Here is a 19,822-nt window from a genome sequence, read left to right on the forward strand (position 1 = left end):
GATTTTATTTAGCTCTGCAGAACCTCTTTAAATGTTTGGCAATTTATTGTCAATTACGTAATTACACTATATCACTTTTTTTTTAAGTATTGACCATCTTAAAGTATGACTGAGAAGGTTGAAATAAGTTAGTAAGTTTATCATACTTTAGGCTAATTACATATATATACACTTAAAAGTGCTTAAAATAGTATGAGATGTCAAAAGTATTTAGAATAAAATCCTTCATATTCTAATCCTTGACATCCCCCACATTTTAAATAATTCCTATTTCTTTTGCTTTTGCCACAGCTTGAATTCTATTGCGTACACCTAATTTGCTGAATATGTTTAATATATGGCTTTTTGTAGTGCTTTCTGTAATAAACAAAGCTTTAGCAATTTCTGAATTTTTTGCTCCACTTTCTATAAGCATTAATACTTCTTTTTCTCTTTTGCTTATTATCTCACTATTTTCTTCAGTTGAATATAAACTTAATATTTTGTTTAAATATTCTCCCATTTTATAATAATCCTTATTAAATTTCATAGATTTAATAGTTTTTAACAAAATTTTATTTGCTTTTACTTGTTTTAACAAAAATATTCTAATAAATCCATTTTCAAATCCAATAATTAAAGCTTCTCTTAAATCTCTAGTTGCATTTTCATATTGATCATTTTGAGAAAAAATTTCTGCTCTCATAATATAGGCTCTTATAGTTAAATATTTATTATCATTTTGTGAAGTTAAAATTTTATTCAGCAGCATCAATGCATCATCACTTTTTTCCTTATAAATTAGTATTCTTGAAAAAACAATAAGTTCCTCTGGAATTTTAAAATCCCTCTTTGTAATGTATTTTTCTACCGAATTAACTTCTCCACATTCTATAAGCCTTCTCATCTTTAATACTTTAAAATTATCTTTTAATTTATGAAAATAATATTTATCCAAAAGTCTATAATCATCATATTTTTGTGATAATTCTTCTATCTTTTCATAAAGCTTATTTAATTCGTTTCTTTCATTTCTTGGATTCTTCTCCAAAACAATTCCCGAATAAACATAATATCCTAAAAAGGCTGTATAACTGTCCCATTCTTCTTCTAAAAACTTTAATCCTTTTAGCATATACTCTTCAGCTTTATTAATATCATTTTTTTCATAATAGACTAATGCTAATGCTATATAAAAAATTGATATATGTGAAGATTTTTTTAATTCTTCATTTATATTGCTTCCAAGGCAAGTATTGCACATATTTTCACATTGAATTAGTTCTCCTGTAAGTAATTTTACAAAGATAATAATTCTACTAGCAGATAAATATAAAATATCATCACCATAAGACTGACTTAAAATTAGAGCTTCATGAAAATATTTCTTTTCTAAATCAAATTTTTTTAAATAAAAGTTTACTATACCTAATTTTAAATTTATTATTGTATGCCAAAATATATCCTTTTCTAAATATTCAAGAGCATTTTCATAGTATTTAATGCTTTTTTCATATTCTGATTTTATAAAACTTTTATCTCCTTTTATAATGGATAGTATGCTAGTACATTCTTTTTTATAATTTTCATCTTCATAATTCTCCAATGCTTTTTCAGTGAATTCCAAATACTTGCAATAATTTATATCGTCATATATATATGTACACATGTGTACCATGCAAAACCTGGGATTTTTTATAATAATATCCTGAGGCATACTTTTTAACCAACCTAACACATAAAAATATTCATTAGTAAAAATTTTTTTAACACATTTATCTTCAATTAATTTTATCGCTTGTTCATAATTTTCCACATGTATATATTGATTAACAGCACTATTTACACATCCATTTTTTTCATACCAGCTAGCTGCTCTATTACTAACTTCAGAAACTTCTTCTTTATTTATACCATTTAGTTTACTCATTAAAAATTCTCTAAAAAGCTTATGATATCTAAAGTATTTTCCATCATAATCTAGTTTATCAATAAACATATTCATATCACATAATTCTTCTAAAATTTGTTGACTATTTTTTTTACAGATTACAGCATTACATAAATCTGCATTTAACTCATCCAAAATGCAGGTTTTTAATAAAAATTCCTTAATTTCCTCTGATTTATCACTTAAAATTTCTTCACAAAAATAATCTTGAATATATTCATTATTCCCACTAAACTTTTCTTCTATTTCACTTATATCTTTTCTTCCATTCATAGACAATGCAGCAATTTGGATTCCAGCTATCCAGCCTTCTGTAGCTTCATTTAACCTTTTTATACTTTCTTTTGATATTCTAATTTCCATATTTTCATTAAGAAATTCTGTGGTTTCTTTAAGAGAGAAATTTAAATCCCTCATATCTACCTCAGTTACTTCTCCATCCAACCTTAATTTAGAAACATTTATATTTGTTTTTGATCTACTTGTTATTATGATATGGACATTATCAAAAATCCCATCAATAAAATGCTTAATTTCCATGAGTATATCTTTATCTTTTACAAAATGAAAATCATCTATTACAAATACTAAATTGTCATTTATACTTGAAATACTATTTAAAACCACATCTACTATTGATTCAATAGGAATTTCCTGATTATCCTCAAAATTATTTTTTTCATCTTTAGAATCTTTAAATTTTTCAATGGCTGTAATAAATGAACTCCAAAAAACATCTAATTTATCATCTCTTTCGTCTAAAGAAATCCATATTATATTATTTTCTAGTTTTCTTGAATATATCCATGAAATAACAGATGTAGTTTTTCCACTGCCTGCTGGAGCAGATATAATTGTAAGTTTAGTATTTAAAGCTTCATCTAGTTTTTTTAAAACTTTTTCTCTGAGAATAATTTTGCATTTCTTTTTTGGAATTACAAATTTAGTTTTATTGTGTTTATAATTTAATATCATTTTTCACAACTCCTAAATAATTCAGTTAACTTTTACATTTCTGCAAATAACTCTATTATTTTCAATATTACCTCTACAGCCTTTTCCATAGCATAAGTTGAAATATATTCATACTTACTATGAAAATTATGTCCTCCTGCTGATATGTTTGGTGTAGGAAGCCCCATATAAGATAATCTTGCTCCATCTGTTCCTCCTCTTAATGGTGTAACATCTGGAAATATATTTACTTCCTTCATAGCTTCAATAGCTATATCCACAATATATTTTACAGCTTCTATCTTTTCCTTCATATTTCTATATTGTTCAGTTACTTCAAGGATAATTGTGCCTTCTCCATACTTCTTATTTAGATCCTGCACAATTTTTTTAATAAATTCTTTTCTTTCTTCAAACTTTTTATCTTCAAAGTCTCTTATTAAATAGTGAATTTTTGTTTCCTCAACATTACCATTAACGGCTTCTACATGATAAAAGCCTTCAGCTCCCTCTGTATTTTCTGGGGTTTCATTTTCTGGAAACATACTAATAAGCTCTGTTGCAATCCTTAAAGAGTTTATCATACTTCCTTTAGCCTTTCCCGTATGAACACTTCTTCCATTTATAGTTATTTTAGCATTTGCTGCATTGAAATTTTCATATTTTAATTGCCCTATAGCTTCATCATCTACAGTATAAGCTAAATCAGCCTTAAATTTTTGAATATCAAAGTATTCTCCAACTTTACCAATTTCCTCATCTGTAGTAAATGCAATTCTTATAGTACCATGCTTAATTTTAGGGTTTTTTATCAAAAAATCCATAGCAGTAATAATCTCTGCTATTCCTGATTTATCATCTGCTCCAAGCAAAGTAGTTCCATCTGATGTAATTAAAGTTTTACCTATATAATTCTTAAGTTCTGGAAAATCCTTAGGTGAAAGAATTATATTCTTTTCTTCATTTAGTATTATGTATTCTCCATTATAATTCTCTACAAATTTAGGCTTCACATTGGTTCCCGAAACTTGAGGACTAGTATCCATATGCGCAATAAATCCTACTACTGGAACTTCTTTATCAATATTTGCTGGTAAAGTTGCCATTATATATCCATTTTCATCTAAACAAATATCTTCCATTCCAATCTCTTCTAGTTCTTTCACTAGTTCTTTACCTAATTCTAATTGTCCTGATGTAGTAGGATGTGTTATAGAATCCTCATCAGGTCTAGTATCATACTTTACATATTTAATAAATCTTTCTACAACTTTAGACATCATTATCTCTCCTTAGAATGAAAATTTTTATAAATGCAATCCACCTAAAGTATGATTTATATAAGTAGATTAATTTTATTATATCATTATTTTATAAAGGGTTGTAGTAAACTTATATTTTAATTTATAAAATAAGTTTATTACAACCCTTATGTGTTTTCATTTTATATTTAATTTCTTCTGCATTTTTTACATCATAATTATTTTAAATTATCTGGATTTAATCCTTTAAGTTCATCAATTACAAATAAACCATCTTTTCTTATTAATACATTGTCAAAATAAATTTCACCGCCACCATATTCAGGTCTTTGGATATATACTAGATCCCAATGAATTGAAGATTTATTTCCATTAAAGCAGTCATCATAGGATGCTCCTGGCGTAAAGTGAATAGAACCTGCTATTTTTTCATCAAATAATGTTTCCTTCATTGGTTTCAATATGTATGGGTTAACTCCTAAAGCAAATTCTCCCACATATCTTGCTCCCTCATCTGTATCAAATACTTTATTTATTCTTTCTGTATCATTAGCTGTAGCCTTTATTATTTTACCATTTTTAAATTCTAATCTTATATTTTCATAAGTAAATCCATTGTACACTGCTGGAGTATTGTATGTTATATATCCATTTACTGAATCCTTAACTGGTGCTGAATAAACTTCACCATCTGGTATATTCATTTTTCCATCACATTTTATTGCATTCAATCCCTTAATGGAAAAGCTTAAATCTGTTCCTTGGCCTTTTATATTAACCTTATCTGTATTATTCATTATCTTAACTAATGAATCCATGGCCTTTGACATTTTTCCATAATCCAAATTGCATACATTAAAATAAAAATCTTCAAAATTCTCCGTACTTGTTCCTGATGCTTGTGCCATTGCAGCTGTTGGATATCTTAAAACTACCCATTTAGTTTTAGGAACTCTTATTTCTCCATGTACTGGCTGCCAAAACTTTTTCATAACAAGAGACATATTTTCTCCTGGAACATCTGAAGTTTCAGTTAAATTACCTGGAGCTCTTAAACCTATATATGCATCCATATCTGCCATTCTTGCTGCTTCATATTTAGCCATCATTCCTAATTGTTCTTCGCTGCAATTCATGTAAAGTTCCCTATCAACCTCTGGTAATTTATTTGTTACAAAAGGTATTCCCCCTGATAAATATGTTTGTTTTATAAGTTCAAGTGTTAATGGATTTGGTATTCCTATAGTTTCTATTAAAACCTTTTCACCCTTTTGAATATTACAAGAGTAATTAATCAAATTTTTTGCAAGTTTCACTATTCTAGAATCCTTCATAATAATGCCTCCACTTTACTTAATTTTTAATATAGTTAATGTATGTAAAATAAACATATTCATTTTACATACATTACTATATCATAAACATTCCAATATATCAAAATTTATTCCAAAATTACTATTTGCTTGCAAACAAATTCAAAATTCTAATATTCATATTTTTTATTTATACTTGAAAAATTTTTTTTGCTTCTTTTTGCACAATTTCTAAAAATTTATTTCTTTCAATATTCACTGCACCTAGACTTTCAAGATGCTTGGTGTATACCTGACAATCTACTAATATAAAATTTTCCTGCTGCAATCTTTGACAAAGAACAATCATAGCTGCCTTTGAAGCATTGTCCATAATAGAAAACATTGATTCTCCAAAAAAACATTTTCCTATAATTATGCCATATAAACCTCCAACTAGCTTATCCTCATACCAAGCTTCTACAGAATGTGCATACCCCATATTATGAAGCTTACAATAAGCTTCTATCATATCATTTGTAATCCATGTTCCACTTTCTTTCCTAACTCCTGCACAATTGGATATTACATCTCTAAAACAAGTATCAAATGAAATTCTGTATGTATTTTTCTTTAATATCTTTTTCATTGAATGGGAAATTTTAATGTCCTTAGGATAAAGAACAAATCTAGGATCTGGTGACCACCAAAGTATAGGTTCATCTTCTGAAAACCATGGGAATATTCCATTACTATAGGCAAGTATCAATCTTTCAGGAGACAAATCGCCATAAGCAGCCAAAAGCCCATCTTCTTCTGCAAGAGATGGGTCTGGAAATATTAAATCCTCTGATAATTTAAAAACAGGCATAAATAAAAGCTCCTTTCAAATATGTAACTTATCATTTTATCCATCATTTCATTATAACATTTTAATATGTAATAAAAAAATTCTTTGCATAAAGCTTATCAATATTTAATTAGCTAATTTCATAATTATATCAATAATTAGCATTATACATTTTTTCTAAAAAACAATAACATGTTATAAAAAGCTTCATATTATATTTTAAAGATATAATGCGAAGTTAATCACATTATTATTTTGACAAATGTTGTTAATGTAGAATACAGCAAGGAGATTCCTTGTAATGAATAAGAGAGGAGTTTTTATGAATACTTTACTTTCTGCAAATGCAATTCCTAAATTTAAAAATCAATTATTGATACCACCTGTTTATAAACCTACTATAGTTATGGATCCTAATACCGGAAAAGTATTAAGTCATAATTATGTTATTTCTATAAGAGAATTTAGGCAACAAATTCTACCTAAAAAATTTCCACAAACTACTGTGTGGGGATACAGCGGAACTGTCATAGATCCTTTATATGGTTCAACTATCAATAACTTTTACAGTTCACCTGGTCCCACTTTTCAAGCTGAACGCAATATTCCAATTAATGTTCAGTGGATTAATGCTATTAAAACACCGCATCTGCTGCCAGTAGATCCAACTTTATGTTGGGCAGATCCTAATGGATTAGGAATGGTATTACCTCAATCAGTTCCACCATTTCCTCCGGGATTACAAAAAGCACAAATGCCTGTACCAATAGTTACTCACATTCATGGAGGTGAAAACAGTTCTATTTTTGACGGACATCCTGATGCCTGGTTTACTGCTGGTGAAAAAAAAGTAGGCACTGCATTTACAACTTCGCTTTATAACTATCCAAATAAACAACCTTCAGCCACACTATGGTATCACGATCATGCTATGGGTATAACCAGACTTAACGTATTAATGGGTCTTGCTGGTTTTTATATTATAAAAGATCCTAAAAACAAATTAGATTATAGTGAATCTATACTGCCAAATAAGAAATATGATATACCAATTGTAATTCAAGATAGATCCTTTAATAAAGATGGATCTTTTAACTTTCCTGTAAAAGGTATAAATCCAGATATACATCCTTATTGGATGCCAGAATTTTTTGGAAACACCATCATGGTAAATGGACGAGTATGGCCAAATTTAAATGTAGAAAAACGTCAATATCGCTTTAGATTATTAAATGGGTCTAATGCAAGATTTTACAAATTAAAACTTTCTAATAACATGCCATTTATGCAAATTTCTAGTGACGGAGGATATTTAACTCATGCTGTAAAACTTAGCTCGCTAACTTTAGCTCCTGGCGAAAGAGCTGATATTCTTGTAGATTTTTCTAATGAACATTCTAAAAGCAAAATAATTCTTAAGAATTACGCAAATGCACCTTATCCAATGGGAGATCCACCAGATCCTAATACTGTTGGACAAATTATGCAATTTACTATAATAAACTCTCATTCTGAAACTCCTAATAAATTACCTAAAACTTTGAATAAAATTACTAAATTAAAAGTAGATTCTAAAAAAAGAATTTTAATATTATTTGAAGTTCAAGGACCAAATGGTCCCAAAGAAGTTTTACTAAATGGTCAAAAATGGTCCGCACCTGTTTCCGAATTGCCAAGAATAGGTTCAACAGAAGAATGGGAATTTGTTAACCTTACCCAGGATGCTCACCCTATGCATCTGCATCTGATACAATTTCAAGTTTACAATCGTCAAGCCTTTAAAGTTAAAGAATACACAAATGACTGGATTGCTCTTAATGGAAATCCTCCATTAAATCATCCTACAAAACGTTTATCTGTAAAACCGTATCTTATAGGGAATCCTATCAATCCTGATTCTAATGAAGAAGGTTGGAAAGATACTGTTAGAGCAAATCCAGGAGAAGTTACAAGAATAAAAGTCCGTTTTGCTCCACAGGACATAGATCCTAAATTAACTTCTCCAGGAAAAAACTTTTATTCATTTAATCCTGAAATAGGTCCAGGTTATGTATGGCATTGTCATATACTCGATCATGAAGATAATGAAATGATGAGACCTTACAAAATAATTTTATAAATTATAATACTATTCATTAAAAGTCATTTGACTTTTACAATATAAGCAGAATGCCAAGCTTTACTTTGCATTCTGCTTATATTATTACACATCTGAAATAACAAGTTCTACAGGACAATGATCTGATCCCATAACTTCTGTATGAATATCTGCACTAACTAACCTTTCCTTTAAACAATCTGAAACACAAAAATAGTCTATACGCCAACCAGCATTATTTTTTCTAGCATTAAATCTGTATGACCACCATGAATATGCACCTTCCTTATCTGGATTAAAGTATCTATAGGTGTCAATAAAACCTGCACTTAAAAATTCAGTAAACTTTTCTCTTTCTTCATCTGTAAATCCAGCATTCTTTCTATTTGTTTTAGGGTTTTTAAGGTCTATTTCCTTATGTGCCACATTTAAGTCTCCACACATAATTACAGGTTTGTTTTTTTCCAAGGACTTTAAATAATCTCTAAAATCATTTTCCCATTTCATTCTATATTCTAATCTAGCTAACTGATCCTTAGAATTAGGTGTGTATACTGTTACCATATAAAAATCATCAAATTCTAAAGTAATAACTCTTCCTTCTTTATCATGTTCTTCTATACCAATTCCATATGTAAAACTCAAAGGTTTCTTTTTTGTAAATATAGCTGTGCCAGAATACCCTTTCCTTTCAGCATAATTCCAATACTGATGGTATCCCTCTAGCTCTAATTCTATTTGACCTTCCTGTAATTTACTTTCTTGAATACAAAATATATCTGCATTTACTTCTTTAAAAAATTCTAAAAATCCCTTAGTGACACATGCTCTAAGACCATTTACATTCCATGATATTAATTTCAAAATGCATACCTCCAATGTTATCTTTTAATAAATTATGAAATTTATCATATAAACTTTCTAGCTAACAATATAAGCATAATACAAAGTATTATGCTTATATTATGATAAAATTCACAAGTAAATTATAACACAGATCTCACTAATTATTTCAATATTAATATATCTTATCTACATTATAGCCTTCTTCATTTAAGGCTTTAACTATTTCTTCTATATGATCATGTCCATTTGTCTCTACTGTAACTTCTAAAGCCACATGTTTTAATCTATCAATAGCCTTAAACTGATTATGATCTAATTTTATTACATTAGCCCCTTTATCTGATAATATTTTAGATATCTTAAGTAATTGTCCTGGAGTATCTTGAAGTTTAACTGAGAAGCAGAATATTCTTCCTCTTGAAAATAATCCATGATTTAAAAGTGCTGCTATAGTTACCACATCTATATTTCCACCACTTATTAAAGAAACTACTTTTTTTCCTTTGAAATCTAATCTTTTTAAAGCTGCGAGTGACATAACTCCTGTTGCTTCTGCTACAAGTTTATGTTTTTCCAAAAGAATAAATACAGCCTCCATAAGTTCCTTATCACTTACTGTAACAATTTCATCTACATGTTTTTTAATTACTTCAAATGTAATATCTCCTGGCTGTTTAACTGCTGCTCCATCTGCAATAGTATCTATAGTATCTGCATAAGTTAATTTACCAGTATTAAAAGATATCTGCATAGGATTTGCATTTTCTCCTTGAACTCCTATTACTTTTATATTAGGATTAATAGCTTTAACTGCTGTTGATATACCACTTATTAGTCCGCCGCCGCCAATTGGTACTAATATAGCATCTACATCTTTTAACTCTTCCATAACTTCAAGTGCTATAGTTCCTTGACCAGCCATTACATCCACATCATTAAATGGATGAACAAAAGTATATCCATGCTCTTTTTCTAGCCTTTTAGCTTCCTCATAAGCTTCATCATAGACTTTTCCCTTTAAAACTACATTAGCCCCATAGTTTTTTGTAGCTTGTACTTTTATTAATGGTGTGGTTTCAGGCATAACAATAGTCGCCTTAATTCCAAGCTTATTTGCAGCATAAGCAACTCCCTGTGCATGGTTACCTGCTGAAGATGCTATTAATCCTTTCTTTTTCTGTTCTTCAGTCAATTTGCATATCTTATTTAATGCTCCTCTTAATTTAAATGCTCCAGTAATTTGAAGATTTTCTGGTTTTATATATACTTCGTTACCACTTTCACGACTAAACTCTGAACTATATATCAATTTTGTATTTACGCATATATCCTTTATTCTTTCTCTAGCCTCTTCTACATCACTTAATGTTAAATATTCCTTATCTACTACTAAATTTTCTTTCATTTTTATTGCCCCCTTCTATTTACTCTTATCTTTTGCTGCTAGTTTTGTGTTTGCCCCAATTTTATAAAAATACTCCTCCTTATCTTATTTTTTAGTTTTATATGTAATTTTCTTAAAAACTATTAACCTATAATCATTATAATTCACAGCATTATAACTATGTCTCAATACAGTAGAAAAGTTAATTTGTACTGCTTTAATATGATATAAAAGTGATTTAAACAGTATTTAAGAAAATAACTTTAACAAATTACTTACAATAAAAAAATCTTTCATCCTTAAAAGCATAATTTTCTTATACTTATAAGGACGAAAGATTTAACTTCCGTGGTACCACCTTACTTGCAATTAGGTATACTAACTGCCACTTATTATCAGATCAACTCTAAACAACTTAACTATATAAGTCTATTATTTATAGTGAATCCTAACCATATATCGCTGGTAAACGTCTTTACTTACTTGACAAAAGCCTTTCAATTCAGAAGCTCCGGAGTGATCATTATATATTCACATTAACACTAACTTTCACCTAACGCTAGCTCTCTTTAGTTAACACATCAAATACCTTTTTCTCCATCTCTGCCTTACATATTAAATTTATAAATTATTAACTTGTTAGTAATTATATTTTAATTTTGATAAGTTGTCAATATATTTTTAATCTAATTCCTCAATTCTAATTACATTCTTAATTTTATCAACTATTTCCAAGCTCTTTATTTCCTCTAGAGATTTATTAATATTTTCTTCTAAAGTTTCATGAGTAACAAGAACTAATGATACAAAATCTTCTTTTTTAGGTTTTTGTATAAATGATAAAATACTCACTTCATTTTTTCCAAGTATAGTAGCTATCTTTCCTAGAACCCCTGGCATGTCTTTTACTGTAATCCTCAAATAATACTGAGATTTAATTTCCCCTGAAGCGGCTATTTCTCTATTAGTATATTGTATATCCGTAGTATTTAATCCTTCTCTGTCATTTCTTAAAACAGATATCACATCTCCAACTACAGCACTTCCTGTTGGAAGTTCTCCAGCTCCTCTTCCACAAAGCATCAAATCTCCTACTGCATTTCCTTTAATAAGAATTGCATTAAAGGAATCATTAACATTAGCTAAAGTATGAATTGCAGGAATCATTGTTGGATGTACTCTAACTTCCAATTTTCCATTTACATCTTTAACTATAGCTAAAAGCTTTATAACATATCCCAATTCTTTAGCATATTCTATATCTTTAGGTCTCACCTTAGTTATGCCTTCTACATATATATCATCTACATTTACCTTTGTTTCAAAAGCTAAAGTAGTCAAAATAGCTAATTTATAAACTGCATCATAACCTTCTACATCAGAAGTTGGATCTGCTTCTGCATAACCTTTTTGCTGCGCCTCTTTAAGTGCACTTTCAAAATCCATACCCTCTAAAGTCATTTTAGTTAATATATAATTTGTAGTTCCATTTATTATTCCAACAACCTCTTCTATTTTGTTAGCTGTTAAGCTTTCATTTATGCTGTTTATTACAGGAATTCCACCTGCTACACTAGCTTCAAAGTTTACAATAACACCCATTTTGTGTGCTTCTTCAAAAATTTCTTCTCCATTAGTTGCAATAAGCAATTTATTTGCAGTTACTACATGCTTTTTCTTTCTTATAGAATTTAATATATATTCCTTGGCAGGTTCTAATCCACCTATAACCTCTACTACAATTTTTATGCTATCATCATTAAATATTTCATCTACATTAGTGGTTAGAATTTCATCAGGTACTTCTACCCCTCTATTTTTTCCTGTATCTCTTACAAGTATTTTTGCAATTTCTATATCATAGCCTGCTCTTTTCATTATAGTTTCTCTATTGTTTTTTAATATATTCCAAACACCTTTTCCTACATTTCCTAAACCTAATAACGCAATTCTAACCTTTTCCATAATTATTACTCCTCTCATTTCCACAAACTAATTTACAAAAGCTCTATATATAGATCTAAGACCTTTTTCAAAATCATCATTTTCCACACCTACAGTAATGTTTATTTCACTAGATCCTTGATTTATCATTCTAATGTTTACATCACCTTTAGCAAGACCACTAAATACCTTTGATGATATTCCTTTTGTTCTATCCATACCTTTGCCTACAGTAGCTATAAGTGCCATATTCGGATGAACATCTATAGAATCTGGATTGCATTGTCTTTTTATTTCTTCCAATATATTATCCAATTTATCTTCAAGCTGCTCCTCCTCTATTACTAATGAAACTGAATCTATACCAGAGGGCATATTCTCAAAGGATACTCCATTACTCTCTAATATGGAGAGAAGTTTTCTGCAAAAACCCTGTTCTGAATTCATAAGCATTTTTTGTACAGCTATAACTGTAAATCCCTTTTTTCCTGCTATACCTGTAATAGTTCCACTATAGCTTATAGGTTTATTATCATCTACAATTAAAGTTCCTTTATCTTCTGGTTTATTGGTATTTCTTATATTTATAGGAATGCATACATCTCTAATTGGAAATATACTTTCTTCATGAAGTACCTTTGCTCCCATATAAGAAAGCTCCCTAAGTTCCTTATAAGTTATAACTTCTATTGGTTTAGCATCTTCAACTATATTAGGATCTGCCATTAAAAATCCTGAAACATCTGTCCAATTTTCATAAAGCTCAGCTTGTGAACATCTTGCAATTATAGCTCCTGTTACATCAGATCCTCCTCTTGTAAAAGTTTTTATACTTCCATCAGGCATAGCACCATAAAATCCTGGTATAACTGCTTTTTTCACATTTGCCATTCTTTCTTTAAATGCTTTTTCTGTAGCTTTAAGGTCCAAAGTTTTATGCTTCTTAAAACATATAACCTCTGCTGCATCTACAAATTCATATCCAAGATAAGCTGCCAAAATAAGTCCATTCAAATATTCCCCTCTACTTGCTGTATAATCTGCTGAAGCTCCTTGTTCTACTTTATCTTTTACTTCATCCAAATATTTTTTTATATCTATATCAACTTCCAATTCCTTTGCCAAAGTAACATATCTATCTTCTATAAGCTTAAAAACATCTTCAAAGGATATACTATTTTGTGCATGTGCATGACACAAATATAAAAGATCCGTTATTTTATAATCCTTTTTAAATCTCTTTCCTGGTGCTGAAGGTACGATATATCTTCTCTTATCATCATCTAAAACTATATTTTTTACCTTTCTAAATTGATCACTATCTGCAAGTGAACTTCCTCCAAATTTAGCTACAACTATATTACTCATTATTAGCCCCCCGTTTATTTTAGTTAAAAGTTAATAGTCAAGAATTAAGATTGGTTCTAACTATGAACTTAACTGCATTTAGTTAATTCTGCTTCTCTATTTACAATAACTCCTTGATTTTCTATTTTAAGTTCTTTTACTGTCCACTTGTTTTTCAAAGTATTTAAAAACTTCTGAATATTTTTTGTAAAATCATTATCCTCTTCCTTAAGCATAACCATAATTGTTGGGCCTGCCCCACTTAAAAATACACCCAAACAATTAAGTTTTTCACATTGTTCCTTTACAGGATAAAAATTTTCTATAAGCTGTGCTCTATAATCTTCATGCAGCTTGTCTTTGCAAGCAAATTTAAGCAAATGAAAATCCCCATTATTTAGAGCACTTATTAATAGTGCAGTTCTTCCTATATTGTAAATTCCCTGCTTATAGTCTACATTTTTAGGTAATACTGCTCTTGCCTTTTCTGTAGATAATGTAAAGTTAGGTATAAGTGCACAAAACTTAATGCCTTCTTTTATATTTACCTTATTATAAACAACTTCCTCACCTTCAGATATAGAAACAGTCATACCCCCGCAAAATGCCGGATTTATATTATCGGGATGTCCTTCAACTTCCACTGCCAAATCTAAAAGCTGTTGATTGTTTAAAACTCTTCCTGCTAATTCATTAGCACAAACAACGCCTCCTATTACACAAGCAGCACTACTTCCAAGGCCTCTTGATACAGGTATTTCGCTTTCTATTTTTATTTTCAAACCTGTAGGCTTATAACCTATTTTTTCAAAACATTTTTTCATAGCCCTATATATTAAATTATCTTCATTTTTAAATTTATCATCACAACCTTCAAAAATAAGGCCTTCTTCAATTTCTTCTACAATAAATCTATTATACATATTAACTGCTATTCCAAGGCAATCAAATCCAGGTCCCATATTTGCACTTGTAGCAGGTACTCTAACTTCTACCATAAATATCACCTATATCCTTAAAAATTTTTTAATAACTTCCCTCATTTCGTACTTTTCACAATTTACACTATGACGAATTTCTTTTTTATCTAGTCCGCGTATACCTTTTGGTATTTCAAGTTTCATTTCCTTTGATAAACTTTGTATCATTTCAAATTCAGAAGCGTTTTTATCTGCAAAATTTAATACTTCATTTATGCTCTTTGGAAACTTAAATGGACTTGCTGTTGAAGCTATTACTGTAACACTTTCATCTCCTGTATTCTGCTTATATCTTTCATAAACCTGGTAAGCTACTGCAGTATGAGTATCTATAACATAATTAGATGTTTCATAAACCTTTTTAACTGCTTCAATGGTTTCTTGCTCTGTAGCAAAATCTCCATATAGCCCTTTCAAATTTTCCTTCATAATCTTTGTTATTTCATACTTACCTTCTTCTTTAAGCTGTTTCATAAATATATTTATAAGTTCTTCATTTCTATCGCTTATTTCATATAAAAATCTTTCTAAATTGCTGGATATCAAAATATCCATTGAAGGAGAATTAGTTACAGAAAAATCTCTTTTTCTATCATAAATTCCTGTGTTTATAAAGTCTGTAAGAACTTTATTTTCATTAGATGCACAAATGAACTTTCCTATATTAACACCCATTTGCTTAGCATAAAAAGCTGCTAGTATATTTCCAAAGTTTCCTGTAGGAACAACTACATTTATACTTTCTCCATCTTTAATCTTCTTATTTTTTAATAAACTCACATAGGAATAAACATAATAAACTATTTGAGGTACAAGTCTTCCTATATTTATTGAATTTGCAGAAGAAAACATATATCCTTTTTCATTTAAATTTTCATTAAATTCTTTATCTGCAAATATATCCTTAACTCCACTTTGAGCATCGTCAAAGTTTCCTTCTATACCTACCACAAAGGTGTTTTCACCTTCTTGAGTAATCATTTGTCTTCTTTGAATTTCACTTACACCATGTTCTGGATAAAAGACTATAATTTTTGTTCCATCTACATCATGAAATCCTTCCAAAGCTGCCTTTCCGGTATCACCTGATGTGGCTGTAAGTATAACTACTTCTTTTTCTACACCCAGCTTCTTAGCTGCTGTCTTTAAAAGATGTGGTAATACACTCAATGCCATATCTTTAAATGCTAGTGTACTTCCATGATAAAGTTCTAAAAAATATGCTCCTGACTTGTACACTAATGGTGCTATTTGAGAATTTTCAAATTTTTCATCATAAGCTCTATCTATACAATCTTTAAGTTCTTCATCACTAAAATCATCAAAATATTTTTTCATAATATATAATGCAAGTTCCTGGTAACTCATATTTCCTAATTCTTCAAAAGATCTGGTTATCTTAGGAAACTTGTCTGGTATATATAATCCACCGTCTTCGGCTATTCCTTTTATTATTGCTTCTGATGCTTTTACAACTTTTCCTTTTCCCCTGGTGCTTTTGTATAACATTTATTAGCCCCCCTTTAAAGTTAACTTTTTATATATTTTATATATGTATGTTTAGTTATGTTATATATAATATAATGTTTGTGTAAAAAAATCAAGTGTTTTTTTTTAGGCGTACACTTTGTATGCATTTGTTTTATTTAAAACCTTTACAAATCAAGGTTTTATCAGTATTTTCACACAATTCTCTCTTTAGATTTTTTAATAATTTTATAAAATACAAATGCAATAAAAAATTCATGATGTGAAACAAAATATTTAAACATACAAATTAAAAAGGTATGAATTCAGTATTTCCTGAAAAACAATTTCAGGAAATACTGAATTCATACCCAAATTAGAATTTATTATTTAAAATTGTACTATGATTATCCAATTTTACTTACAAAACCCCATTCAACCTTTTAAAGGAGTCTTTTAAAACAGAATATAAATCTTTATATATATCATAAACTTTTTCATATTTTTCTATATTTTCTTTTATTGGCTCAGTGGTTTCAGTAACTTTGATTAATTTATAACAAGCTTCATCTACAGTCTTATAAAGTCCACATGCTGTAGCTGCTAATATTGCTGCACCATAAGCTGGTCCTTCCTCAGAATTTATAATCTGAACCTTTACATTAAATATATCTGCAAGAATTTGTCTCCATAACGGACTTTTAGCACCACCGCCGCTTAATCTAACTTCATTTATAGGTACTTTTATGCTTTTTAAAATTTCCAGCGAATCCTTAAGTCCAAAGCACACTCCTTCTAATATTGCTCTAGTAATATCACCACGTTTATGAGTAATATTAAGTCCAATTATAGTTCCTTTAGCATCTGGATCACTGTGAGGGGTTCTCTCTCCCATAAGATATGGCAAAAATATCAATCCACCAGCACCTATCTTTGATTCACCTGCTTCATAAAGCAGCTTTTCAAAAGGACTTTCCTTTAAATCTTTATTTACATTTTCTACCCACCATTTAAGGCATGAAGCAGCTGAAAGCATTACTCCCATTTGATGCCATTTTCCATTGGCATGGCAGAAGGAATGTAATCTGTTTTCCTCATCTACACTATAATCATCACTGCTTGCAAAAACTACTCCAGAGGTACCCATAACTACAGAAATCGTACCTGCCTTTACAGTGCCTGTTCCTACAGCTCCAGCTGCTTGATCTCCAGCACCTGCTGCTACTACAGCTTTAGTTGAAATGTCTGTATAATCTGCAACTTCTTTTGATATTTCTCCAATTATCTCTGAAGATTCATAAACCTTAGGAAGAAATTCCTCTTTTATTTGAATCAGTTTTAACATTTCCTGTGACCATACTCTATTTTTTACATCAAACATCAATGTACCTGAAGCATCTGAAACATCTGTAGCAATTTTTCCTGTTAATTTAAAATTTATATAATCCTTTGGAAGTAAAATATGCGCTATTTTACTAAATATATGAGGTTCATGTTTCTTAACCCACAATAGCTTTGGAGCTGTAAAGCCTGTTAATGCCTTGTTACCTGTATAAAGAGAAAGCTTATCTCTTCCAACTTCATTATTTAAGTAATCACATTCTTCTTGAGTTCTCTGATCACACCATAATATAGCAGGTCTTAAAACATTATAATCCTCATCCAAAAGCACCAAGCCATGCATTTGTCCACTCAATCCAATACCATCTATAGCTCTATACTGAGAATCCGCTTTACATACTATCTCCTTTAATCCTTCTTTAACAGCATTCCACCAATCTTCAGGATCTTGTTCTGCAAAGCCAACCTTAGGATAATGTACATCATATTCCTTACTATTAGAAGCAACCACTTGTCCATTTTCATTCATGATTACTATCTTTACTGAAGATGTTCCTAAATCAATTCCTAGGAAATTCATGAAAATCACCTCTTTATTCCTTAATAAAAACTCCATTTAAATAATTTATTGATTTAAATGTCATTAAAATACTATCAAAGCCTCATCTCCAAATATACTTAAATAATAATCATTTATACTAGCTTTCTATTTCAGTAATACGATTAATTCTTGTATCTGTGAATATATCGGTCTCATCTGTACTCTTTGTAGAAAACTCAGAAACTACTGCACCTTCTTCTCCCCCTACAAACCAATGAAGAGTATCAGGTTTTATTGTATACTGCTCACCAGGATTTAATTCTATTTCATGAAACACAGTATAGTATTTTTCATCACCAGCTGGTGGTGCAGCTTTTCTATTTTCTGTTGATTCCCCTTCAACATATAAATATACTTTTCCATATCTACATCTGAAAGTTTCTTCTTTGCCAGGTTTACTATTTACAGAAGGATGTCTATGTTCAGGGCATGTTTGATGTGGTAATAATACCATTTCCTTTGAACATACTCTTTCCGTATTAACATAAATGACTAACTGTAATCCAGTCCTATAAATATCATTAAGCCCAAAATCAGAAACTTCTATATTTTCTTTTTCCTTATCTGTTAAAACTATATGTGCTCTTTCATAATAATCAATAACAATCTTTTGTAACTTTCTATAGTCTTCTATTTTCATAATATCCTCCTGCATGCATTAACACATTTTGTTAAAAACTCTCATAGCTTTCATAGCATCCTGCTTCATAGCTTCAATAGCTAGACAAGTAATGTCATGATAAAAAACATCACCTTCTGAAGCATTTATCTTTTTTCTTATGGCTTCTCCTGCAGCACGAGACATATAAGTATAGTAATTGATTTTTCTAACTCCTCTTTCAATTACTTTACGATAATCATCCTCACTAACACCAGAACCACCATGCATAACAATAGGTAATTGAGCTTTTTTACGAATTTCACTTAATCTTTCATAATCCAGCTTTGGAGTTTTTAAATATATTCCATGAGCAGTACCGAAGGAAGCTGCAAGAGCATCAATATTTGTCTTTTTAACAAAATCAGCAGCCATATCTGGATTTGTGTAAAGATCTTTATTTTCTGAGCCTTCCTCTACTCCAATTTTTTCTCCACCTACACCTGACGTAGTCATAATTCCAAGTTCTGCTTCTACTGAAACTCCTTTTAAATGAGCATCTTTTACTACCTGACATGTTAATTCTACATTTTTTTCATATGGTAAACTTGAGCCATCAAACATTACTGAAGTAAATCCAAGCTCCATTGCTTTATAAATTAAATCCAAACTACTGCCATGATCTAAATGAACACATACAGGTACCTTTGCAGCTTTAGCAGCCTGCAGCATAATAGGTCCTATTATTTCTATAGGAACAATTGATTCATGAACTTCTGCATGAGAAATTATAACTGGCACCTTTAATTCTTCTGCTCCAGCTATTACTGCTCTTACAGCTTCTAAGGTTGGAGTATTAAATGCACCTACTGCATATCCTTTTTTCTCCGCATCCTCAAGTAAATTACAAAGACTAACTAACATTTCT

The 19,822-nt window shown here is 29.7% G+C and carries 14 protein-coding genes and 1 other annotated feature; of the genes, 1 reads left to right on the forward strand and 13 read right to left on the reverse strand.

What is annotated here, in order from left to right:
- Nucleotides 1-256: 256 nt before the first annotated feature.
- From Ccar_RS08235 to aat, 4 genes are all read right to left on the reverse strand, one after another.
- Nucleotides 257-2,905 carry a winged helix-turn-helix domain-containing protein gene (locus Ccar_RS08235; protein WP_007059126.1) on the reverse strand — a complete coding sequence of 883 codons (2,649 nt, stop codon included), beginning with the start codon at nt 2,903-2,905 and terminating at the stop codon, nt 257-259.
- Between the two features lie 32 nt (nt 2,906-2,937).
- On the reverse strand, nt 2,938-4,164 hold the full coding sequence (gene pepT / locus Ccar_RS08240) for a peptidase T (RefSeq protein WP_034825994.1): 1,227 nt from the start codon (nt 4,162-4,164) through the stop codon (nt 2,938-2,940).
- 200 nt (nt 4,165-4,364) lie between these two features.
- Complete coding sequence (locus Ccar_RS08245) at nt 4,365-5,480, reverse strand: aminopeptidase (RefSeq protein ID WP_007059123.1); 1,116 nt, start codon at nt 5,478-5,480, stop codon at nt 4,365-4,367.
- A gap of 169 nt (nt 5,481-5,649) precedes the next feature.
- A complete protein-coding gene (aat, locus tag Ccar_RS08250) occupies nt 5,650-6,309 on the reverse strand; it encodes a leucyl/phenylalanyl-tRNA--protein transferase (RefSeq protein ID WP_007059122.1) in 660 nt (219 codons plus the stop codon).
- A 280-nt stretch (nt 6,310-6,589) separates the two neighbouring features.
- Here aat and Ccar_RS08255 point away from each other — a divergent pair, with 280 nt between their 5' ends.
- Nucleotides 6,590-8,407 (forward strand): multicopper oxidase family protein, encoded by a 1,818-nt coding sequence (locus tag Ccar_RS08255; RefSeq protein ID WP_007059121.1) that lies wholly within the window; start codon nt 6,590-6,592, stop codon nt 8,405-8,407.
- A gap of 84 nt (nt 8,408-8,491) precedes the next feature.
- Here Ccar_RS08255 and Ccar_RS08260 read toward each other — a convergent pair whose 3' ends face one another.
- The 9 genes from Ccar_RS08260 to Ccar_RS08300 form a co-directional block, all read right to left on the reverse strand.
- Nucleotides 8,492-9,250 (reverse strand): exodeoxyribonuclease III, encoded by a 759-nt coding sequence (locus tag Ccar_RS08260; protein WP_007059120.1) that lies wholly within the window; start codon nt 9,248-9,250, stop codon nt 8,492-8,494.
- Between the two features lie 154 nt (nt 9,251-9,404).
- Nucleotides 9,405-10,637, reverse strand: coding sequence for a threonine ammonia-lyase (gene ilvA / locus Ccar_RS08265; protein WP_007059119.1), 1,233 nt, complete (start codon nt 10,635-10,637; stop codon nt 9,405-9,407).
- 302 nt (nt 10,638-10,939) lie between these two features.
- Nucleotides 10,940-11,229 (reverse strand) — a binding site (T-box leader).
- Between the two features lie 68 nt (nt 11,230-11,297).
- The gene (locus Ccar_RS27210) at nt 11,298-12,581 is read right to left on the reverse strand and encodes a homoserine dehydrogenase (protein ID WP_007059118.1); all 1,284 of its coding nucleotides are present in this window, start codon (nt 12,579-12,581) and stop codon (nt 11,298-11,300) included.
- Nucleotides 12,582-12,608: 27 nt separating this feature from the next.
- On the reverse strand, nt 12,609-13,928 hold the full coding sequence (locus Ccar_RS27215; protein WP_007059117.1) for an aspartate kinase: 1,320 nt from the start codon (nt 13,926-13,928) through the stop codon (nt 12,609-12,611).
- A gap of 68 nt (nt 13,929-13,996) precedes the next feature.
- Nucleotides 13,997-14,905, reverse strand: a complete 909-nt coding sequence (thrB, locus tag Ccar_RS08280; protein WP_007059116.1) for a homoserine kinase — start codon at nt 14,903-14,905, stop codon at nt 13,997-13,999.
- 9 nt (nt 14,906-14,914) lie between these two features.
- Nucleotides 14,915-16,396 (reverse strand): threonine synthase, encoded by a 1,482-nt coding sequence (gene thrC / locus Ccar_RS08285; RefSeq protein ID WP_007059115.1) that lies wholly within the window; start codon nt 16,394-16,396, stop codon nt 14,915-14,917.
- 379 nt (nt 16,397-16,775) lie between these two features.
- Nucleotides 16,776-18,275: a xylulokinase gene (gene xylB / locus Ccar_RS08290; RefSeq protein WP_007059114.1), complete on the reverse strand. Its 1,500-nt coding sequence runs from the start codon at nt 18,273-18,275 to the stop codon at nt 16,776-16,778.
- A 118-nt stretch (nt 18,276-18,393) separates the two neighbouring features.
- Nucleotides 18,394-18,936 carry a D-lyxose/D-mannose family sugar isomerase gene (locus tag Ccar_RS08295; protein WP_007059113.1) on the reverse strand — a complete coding sequence of 181 codons (543 nt, stop codon included), beginning with the start codon at nt 18,934-18,936 and terminating at the stop codon, nt 18,394-18,396.
- 18 nt (nt 18,937-18,954) lie between these two features.
- The gene (locus Ccar_RS08300; protein ID WP_007059112.1) at nt 18,955-19,818 is read right to left on the reverse strand and encodes a class II fructose-bisphosphate aldolase; all 864 of its coding nucleotides are present in this window, start codon (nt 19,816-19,818) and stop codon (nt 18,955-18,957) included.
- Nucleotides 19,819-19,822 lie beyond the last annotated feature (4 nt).

This window comes from Clostridium carboxidivorans P7 (assembly GCF_001038625.1).
In the GTDB taxonomy this organism is placed as follows: Bacteria; Bacillota; Clostridia; order Clostridiales; family Clostridiaceae; genus Clostridium_AM; species Clostridium_AM carboxidivorans.